This window comes from Pseudomonas sp. AP42 (assembly GCF_001728935.1).
In the GTDB taxonomy this organism is placed as follows: Bacteria; Pseudomonadota; Gammaproteobacteria; order Pseudomonadales; family Pseudomonadaceae; genus Aquipseudomonas; species Aquipseudomonas lactis.
In genome coordinates this window covers 53,432-60,690 of the sequence record NZ_LYSO01000028.1, presented here as the reverse complement: position 1 = coordinate 60,690, position 7,259 = coordinate 53,432, and the positions used below count along the sequence as shown (strand labels likewise).

Sequence of the window (7,259 nt, the reverse complement as noted above, 5' to 3'; positions counted from 1 at the left end):
ACCGTCTGCTGTTACAGCCCAAAAGTTGTGTAGATACCTATGGCCATCGCAGTTCAAGCCAGCTCCCACACTCAAAACTGTGACGTATCCGAACTCAGTGACTTGCCCCTAGAATGCCTGCTCCACTTCCTCTGGCATCTGGGGCTCTCATGCACATTTCTTCCGGCCGCTGGGTCTATGGTTTTTTCCTGACCCTGCTGACCGCGTTTCTGTGGGGCATTCTTCCGATCAAGCTCAAGCAAGTGTTGCAGGTGATGGACCCGATCACCGTGACGTGGTTTCGCCTCATGGTAGCGGGCACTTGCCTGTTCGTTTACCTGGCCGCTACCAAACGCCTGCCCAGCCGCAAAGTGCTTGGCCCCAAGGGTGGTTGGCTGGTGGGCATGGCGGTGTGTGGCCTGGTGGGCAACTACGTGCTGTACCTGGTGGGCCTGAAAATGCTCAGCCCAGGCACGGCGCAGTTGGTGGTGCAGATGGGGCCGATCTTTCTGATGGTAGCCAGTGTGTTTGTGTTCAAGGAGCGCTTCAGCCTGGGGCAGGGAGTGGGGCTGATGGTGCTGATCGCAGGCTTTGGCTTGTTCTTCAACCAACGCCTGGCGGAGTTGCTGACGTCCATGGGCACTTACACCGCCGGTGTGCTGACGATCCTGCTCGCCACCACCATCTGGGTGTTCTATGCCCTGGGGCAGAAGCAGTTGCTGACGGTGTGGAATTCGCTGCAGGTGATGATGGTGATCTATCTGTCGTGTGCGCTGTTGCTCACGCCTTGGGCGCACCCGCTGGAGGCGTTGCAGTTGAGCCCGTTGCAAGGGTGGCTGCTGCTGGCGTGCTGCATGAATACGCTGGTGGCCTACGGCGCATTTGCCGAAGCCCTGGCGCATTGGGAAGCCTCGCGGGTCAGTGCGACCCTGGCGTTGACGCCGTTGGTGACCTTTGTGGCGGTGGCAGTGGCGGCCTGGCTGTGGCCTGACTATGTGCAGGCAGAACAGATCAATGCCGTGGGGTATACCGGCGCACTGGTGGTGGTGTTGGGCTCGGCGACCGTGGCGCTGGCTCCATCACTGCTGGCCGGGCTCAGAGCGCGTCGCGTACATCTGGATGCTGTTCGATAAGGCGTTGGGCCAAACCGTCGAAATCGCCATTGAAGGTGTGGCTGCCGTCGATCCTGGTTATGGTTATCCACGCTGGACGTGACGACAAACTGCATAAACCATCAGCATTTTCAGTGGAGTGGAAGCAATTGACGGGTATTTGCCCTTCCAACGGATACAGCGCGGGCAATGGATCATGGTGCAGGACGGGTTTGCGCAGTTGTCGATAGGACTGGCTGATTCGGTTGAACCAGCCCACGTTCATGTCGTCGCCCAGTTCTATTTCGAGGAACACATCCTCAGTGGGGTCCAGCAATGTCAATTGCGTGATGCGTGCTCGGTTTTCGGGCTTGAGGTGATCGATGAGCGAAGGCAAGACATTTGCACCGAAAGAGTAGCCGACCAGCCACACCCGCGGAGCATTCCAAATCTTGCGGTAAACCGTGATCAGGCCGTCCAGTTGTGCCGCCGAGTCAGCCACTGGTTGTTCATGCCAGAAATATGCTTGCGTACTGATGCCTAATACACCGTAGCCACGTTCATTTAAATTGCGGCTCACTGCCTGCTCCAACGGCGCCCAGCCCCTGTCGCCTGAATAGAAAATGACCAGTTCGTGCCGAGTCGGCGCTGTTGCGGGCGGGTTCAGGATGACTGGGTATGGCTTCAATGCCGGGTTGTCGGCCAGGTATCGAAAACCCGCCCAGACCAGGCCGGCGGCCAATAGCAAGATACCGGTCAGTGCGTAGATGCGTTTCATAGCCGTGTCGCCAGCTCCGATGAGCTTTGATTAGGCCTCGGGCTGGCTGACATAGATAGCTGTGAAAGTTGACAGTAGACGCGTTCAACGCGCAGGCGTAGGTGCGATCAATGGCCTGCGTCTACCATGTTTTCCGGGCGCACCCACTGGTCAAACTCGGCCTCGGTAAGGTAGCCCAGCTCCAGTGCAGCCTCACGCAGTGTCAGCCCTTCGGCGTAAGCCTTCTTGGCGATCTCGGCCGACTTGTCGTAGCCGATATGCGGGTTGAGTGCAGTGACCAGCATCAGCCCACGCTCCAGGTGCTGGGCCATTTGCTCGGCGTCGGGTTCGAGGCCGGCAATGCAATGCTCCTGGAAGTTGTTGCAGCCATCGGCCAGCAGGCGGATCGACTCCAGCAGGTTGTGGATGATCACCGGTTTGTACACGTTCAACTGCAAGTGCCCCTTGCTGGCGGCCATGCCGATGGTCACGTCGTTGCCCAGCACCTGGCAGGCCAGCATCGACAGCGCTTCGCATTGGGTGGGGTTGACCTTGCCGGGCATGATCGAACTGCCCGGTTCGTTGGCCGGCAACTTGACTTCGGCCAGCCCGGCGCGAGGGCCGGAACCCAGCAGGCGCAGGTCGTTGGCGATCTTCATCAGCGCCACGGCCAGGGTTTTCAGCGCGCCGTGCAGGGTCACCAGCGGCTCATGGCCGGAGAGGGCGGCGAATTTGTTCGGCGCGGTGACAAAAGGAAAGCCTGACAATGCGGCCAGTTCGGAGGCAATCGCCTCGCCAAACCCATGGGGCGCATTGAGGCCGGTGCCGACGGCGGTGCCGCCCTGGGCCAGCTCGCACACCGCGGGCAGGGCGCTGCGGATCGCACGCTCGGCGTAATCGAGCTGGGCGATAAACGCCGACAGCTCCTGGCCGAAGGTGATCGGCGTAGCGTCCATCATGTGGGTACGGCCGGTCTTGACCAACTTCATATGCCGCGCGGCCAACTCCGCCAGGCCGCCGGACAAGGTGGCGATCGCCGGCAGCAGTTGCCTGTTCACCGCTTGCACCGCAGCAATGCTCATGGCGGTGGGGAAGCAGTCGTTGGAACTCTGGGAGCGGTTGACGTGATCGTTAGGGTGCACCGGGCTCTTGCCGCCACGGTTGTTGCCGGCCAACTCGTTGGCGCGGCCGGCGATCACTTCGTTGGCGTTCATGTTGCTCTGGGTGCCACTGCCGGTCTGCCAGACCACCAGCGGGAACTGGTCGTCATGCTGGCCGTCCAGGACCTCGTCGGCAGCCTGCTCGATCAGGCGGGCGATGTCGGCGGGCAGGTCGCCGTTACGGTCGTTGACCCGCGCCGCAGCCTTCTTGATCAAGGCCAGGGCATGCAATACCGCCAGCGGCATGCGCTGCTCGCCAATCGCGAAATTGACCAGCGAACGTTGGGTTTGCGCGCCCCAATAGGCGTCATCAGGGACCTGTACTTCCCCCAGGCTGTCGGTTTCGATACGGCTCATCGGTCACCCTCCTTATGTTGTCGTGATTGGTCAGTTTAGGCCCTGGCGGCCAGCGTGGGTTCCCTAAAAGCGCTTTTGTGTCACCGCGCCCCGTGAAACCGGGGCTTGCCATGGGGTGGGGTTGAGCCGCGAGGTTTTTTAGGCGCAGAATGGTCGCCCTTGGGGTCTTACCTCGCCTGCTAGAAAAGGAAACTCGATGACTCGTCTTCGTGCCATCTGTACCGCGGTTGCTCTGGTTTGCGCCAGCGGCCAGGTTCTTGCCGATACCGCCAGCCACAACGCCAGTGCCGAAGCCTTCCTTACCCTGGCCCATGCTGACAAGCTGGGGACCCCGGTGTACATGCAAGTGCAGCAAATGTTCGCCCAGCGTTTCGAACAGACCAAGGCGCCTGCCGCCAAGCAGTCCGTACTGGACAGCTACCAGGCCAAGGCCAACGCCGCTCTGGACCAGGCCATCGGCTGGCCGAAGCTCAAACCAGACATGGTCAAGCTCTACACCACCAACTTCAGCGAATCCGAACTCAAGGACCTGGTAGCGTTCTATCAGTCGCCACTGGGTAAGAAAGTCCTGGAAAAAATGCCCCAGTTGACCCAGCAATCGGCCCAGATGACCCAGGCCAAACTGGAAAGCGCCGTACCGGTGGTGAACAAGCTGTTGGAAGACATGACCAACGAGCTGGCGCCCAAAGCCGCCGCACCGGCCAAGAAGAAGTAAGCAGGAATGACCATGCAACAGCGTATCGAAACGGCCCTTGCCGCCCTGGAGCCGGAACATTTGAGCGTGCTGGATGAAAGCCACATGCACAGCCGTGGGTTGCAGACCCACTTCAAGGCCGTGCTGGTCAGTAAGCAGTTCGCGGGGCTCAACCGCGTCAAGCGCCACCAGAAGGTCTACGCCACCCTGGGTAGCCTGATGAGCGAGTTCCATGCGCTGGCGCTGCATACCTACACGCCTGAAGAATGGGCGACCATCGACGCAGCCCCGGCCTCGCCGACCTGCGCCGGCGGGCACTGAAAACCTTTGAGACCGGCAGGTGCCAACCTGCTGGTCTCGATAGGTGCTATCAGGATCTGGTTACAAAAGGCCGTCTTCAATACCCCCTTCCCAATGCCGAGACCTCTAGGATTTTTTGACCTTAGTGCAAACAGGTCATGAATTCATGTCTAACGCTCTTCATCGAAATACACCTACCTTGACGGCCATTGACCCTCGCGGGTTAGCCGTGCGCACTGTGCAGTATCACCGCGCAACGCTTGCGCACTCCCCACAGCCGCGCGTCAATCGCCAAGTGTTTGGGGCCAGTGGTTTCTTACTGGAACAGTGGGACCCACGTCAGTTCGCCCTCGGCTCGACCGGGGTGGCGGCGCAATCGAACCTTTATAGCCTCTCCGGCGAGGCCGTGCGTTCCCTGAGTGCGGATGCCGGCTGGCGCCTGCTCTTGCACGGCGCAGCGCGGCAGCGCCTGTATAGCTGGGACTCGCGTGGCGCCCATCAAGCGTTTCGCTATGACCGTTCGCTGCGCCCTGTGGCGGTGTTCGAACAATCGGCAGAGGACTCGTCACCCCGTTGTGTCGAGCGTATGACGTACGCGCCCGCAGTCCCTGCCGAGGCCGTCGGTAATCGCTGCGCACGGCTGATTCGGCATACGGACCCGGCAGGCGTTCTGCTGATGGAGGCGTACGGGATCGATCAACGCGTCATCAAGCAAACCAGGCGGTTTCGCGCCGACACCGCGCTGGTCGACTGGCCACAAAGCGATGAGGCCCAAGATCTGCTAGTGGAACGCCAGGCCTATACCACTACCTGGCGTTACGATGCATTGGGTGCGCTGCTTGAGCAGACCGACGCCAAGGACAACCGCCAACAGTGGCGCTATGGGCAACAGGGCTGGCCGGCAGAAGTGGCGCTGACGTTGAAGGATGGCGAGCGCCAGGTGTTAATGGATCAGCGCGCTTATAATGCCGGCGGCCAGATCGTGTCCGAGCGGGCGGGTAATGATGTCACTAAAGTCGCCCGTTATTGCGAGCAAGATGGCCGGTTGCTGGAACTTAAGGTCTATCGTAAAGGGCAGGCCGCCGCGCCGTTGCAGCAGCTTGTTTATGAATACGACCCAGTGGGCAACATTCTCAGTCTTAGCGATCTGGTCCAGCCGACTCAATGGCACAGCAACGCCCGGATCGACGCAATCAGTCGATATCAGTACGACACGCTTTATCAGTTGATCCAGGCCAGCGGCCGGGAAAACAGCGCCAACACTGGCGGCCAGAAGCTCCCGACCGCGGTGCAGTTCGGGGCGACGGATCGGGGGCTCTGGCGCAATTACACCCAGCATTATGCCTATGATGCGGCGGGCAATCTGACGCGCCTTCGACACGTGCCCTCCAGCGGCACAGGCTATACCCGCGAAATGCAGGTGGCTGCGTTCAGCAACCGCGCCGTGCCTTCGGTGCAAGGGCGGCAGGTTCAATGGGATGAAGCGTTCGATGCCAATGGCAATCAGTTGTCGCTCGACGGCGTACAGCAGGCCGTCTGGGATGTGCGCAACCAATTGACCTACACCACCCAGGTACAGCGTGAGAACGGTGACCCGGATGTGGAGAGTTACCTGTATGACAGTCAAGGCCGGCGCGCACTCAAGGTGCGCAGCCGCGAAGCGCGTACAAAACCCTACACCCAGGGAACCTATTACCTGCCAGGCCTGCAGGTCCACAAGCAAAGCACACAGCGCTTCAATGTGCTGGACATCGATACGGGCGGTGGGCGAGTCACCGTGGTGCAATGGGAGTCGGGTAAGCCCCGCGAGATGAGCGCCCATCAGTTGCGATTCAGCGTTCTGGATCACCTCAAGAGCTGTGCGCTGGAGCTGGACGAACAGGCTCGGTTGTTGAGCCAGGAGCATTACTATCCTTATGGCGCAACGGCGTGGTGGGCAACCAGCAATAATGTTCGGGGGGACCACAAGGTTCGTCGTTACTCAGACAAGGAGCGCGATGCCACGGGCTTGTATTACTACGGCGCCCGTTATTACGCGCCGTGGTTGCAGCGTTGGATCAGCCCGGACCCGATGGGCGATGTGGACGGCTTGAACCTGTATGCGATGGTCCGGGGCAATCCCGTGGGGTTCAGGGATGCCGGTGGCACGCAAACGACGTTTGGCGAGCAATTCCAGCCCAGTCGAGGGGATATCATTTTCGGCCTGGCCGCCACAATTACGGCCTACAGGAGTTTCTGGTCGAAGCTGAGTGCGCGAGGGGATGCGATGGTGGCCTATTTTTCAGGCGCGGAACTGCAGCGCTGGACTGCCGGGCTGGCGCCTCCCGTTCGCGCCTTCTCTGCTTTTCGCAACGCGAATGCGGACCTCTTCAGAAACTTGACGCAAAACCCAGACGATCCAGCGAAAGCTAACGAACTCAAGGCTGAGCTCATTGAGCAGCTTTCGGTCGGCGTCCGGCCGTTTTACGAGGGCATTGTTTTGAAGTACTCAGGGTGTACGTCAACTGCCTGCAACCAGCAATTCGCAAGGAAGTTTGTCAGTGATCTTGGCGCAGGCAAATATTCACTTGTAGCGACGGCTCACCAATACATTGGCACAGACCTTTTGACCATCCAGCAAAAGATCGTCACTCGAAGCAGCAAATCCGCTTTGGAAACCTTGACTAGCTTGCACAGTGCGGCGGTGGTCCATTTCGCTCTCGACAATTTGGACATAGGAGCCGTCATCAGCAAGCAGGGGGTATCTGCTACGGCTTCCGAGCTGCGCTGGCTCTATCGGCACAGGACGCAACTGGCAGGCCGCGTGAGGTTCTATCAAAACCAACAACGGGTCGACGCGCCTTGGGAGTCAAACGCGTCTGCCTGGCGTCGCTACACCCCGCGGCGTCCCGGGGTATCAGGGCGGGCGGCACGCTGACCAA

Annotated in this window: 6 protein-coding genes; 4 read left to right on the top strand and 2 right to left on the bottom strand. The window is 60.1% G+C overall.

Annotated elements, in window-relative coordinates:
• Window positions 1-149 precede the first annotated feature (149 nt).
• Window positions 150-1,112, top strand: a complete 963-nt coding sequence (locus A7K61_RS13165) for a DMT family transporter (RefSeq protein ID WP_044274479.1) — start codon at window positions 150-152, stop codon at window positions 1,110-1,112.
• Here the strand turns inward: A7K61_RS13165 and A7K61_RS13160 are convergent.
• Both A7K61_RS13160 and A7K61_RS13155 read right to left on the bottom strand, forming a co-directional pair.
• Window positions 1,075-1,848 carry an AcvB/VirJ family lysyl-phosphatidylglycerol hydrolase gene (locus A7K61_RS13160; protein ID WP_052439813.1) on the bottom strand — a complete coding sequence of 258 codons (774 nt, stop codon included), beginning with the start codon at window positions 1,846-1,848 and terminating at the stop codon, window positions 1,075-1,077. The genes A7K61_RS13165 and A7K61_RS13160 overlap by 38 nt on opposite strands.
• 107 nt (window positions 1,849-1,955) lie before the next feature.
• Window positions 1,956-3,344, bottom strand: a complete 1,389-nt coding sequence (locus A7K61_RS13155) for a class II fumarate hydratase (protein ID WP_069557729.1) — start codon at window positions 3,342-3,344, stop codon at window positions 1,956-1,958.
• Window positions 3,345-3,540: 196 nt separating this feature from the next.
• Here A7K61_RS13155 and A7K61_RS13150 point away from each other — a divergent pair, with 196 nt between their 5' ends.
• From A7K61_RS13150 to A7K61_RS13140, 3 genes are all read left to right on the top strand, one after another.
• Window positions 3,541-4,059 carry a DUF2059 domain-containing protein gene (locus A7K61_RS13150; RefSeq protein WP_014719258.1) on the top strand — a complete coding sequence of 173 codons (519 nt, stop codon included), beginning with the start codon at window positions 3,541-3,543 and terminating at the stop codon, window positions 4,057-4,059.
• A 6-nt stretch (window positions 4,060-4,065) separates the two neighbouring features.
• Window positions 4,066-4,359, top strand: a complete 294-nt coding sequence (locus A7K61_RS13145; protein WP_069557728.1) for a BolA family transcriptional regulator — start codon at window positions 4,066-4,068, stop codon at window positions 4,357-4,359.
• Window positions 4,360-4,504: 145 nt separating this feature from the next.
• Complete coding sequence (locus A7K61_RS13140; RefSeq protein ID WP_083263091.1) at window positions 4,505-7,255, top strand: RHS repeat-associated core domain-containing protein; 2,751 nt, start codon at window positions 4,505-4,507, stop codon at window positions 7,253-7,255.
• Window positions 7,256-7,259: the final 4 nt, after the last annotated feature.

Coding starts and splice junctions, on each gene's coding strand:
- A7K61_RS13165 (WP_044274479.1), top strand. CDS start 150: ATGCACATTTCTTCCGGCCGCTGGGTCTATGGTTTTTTCCTGACCCTG.
- A7K61_RS13160 (WP_052439813.1), bottom strand. CDS start 1,848: ATGAAACGCATCTACGCACTGACCGGTATCTTGCTATTGGCCGCCGGC.
- A7K61_RS13155 (WP_069557729.1), bottom strand. CDS start 3,344: ATGAGCCGTATCGAAACCGACAGCCTGGGGGAAGTACAGGTCCCTGAT.
- A7K61_RS13150 (WP_014719258.1), top strand. CDS start 3,541: ATGACTCGTCTTCGTGCCATCTGTACCGCGGTTGCTCTGGTTTGCGCC.
- A7K61_RS13145 (WP_069557728.1), top strand. CDS start 4,066: ATGACCATGCAACAGCGTATCGAAACGGCCCTTGCCGCCCTGGAGCCG.
- A7K61_RS13140 (WP_083263091.1), top strand. CDS start 4,505: ATGTCTAACGCTCTTCATCGAAATACACCTACCTTGACGGCCATTGAC.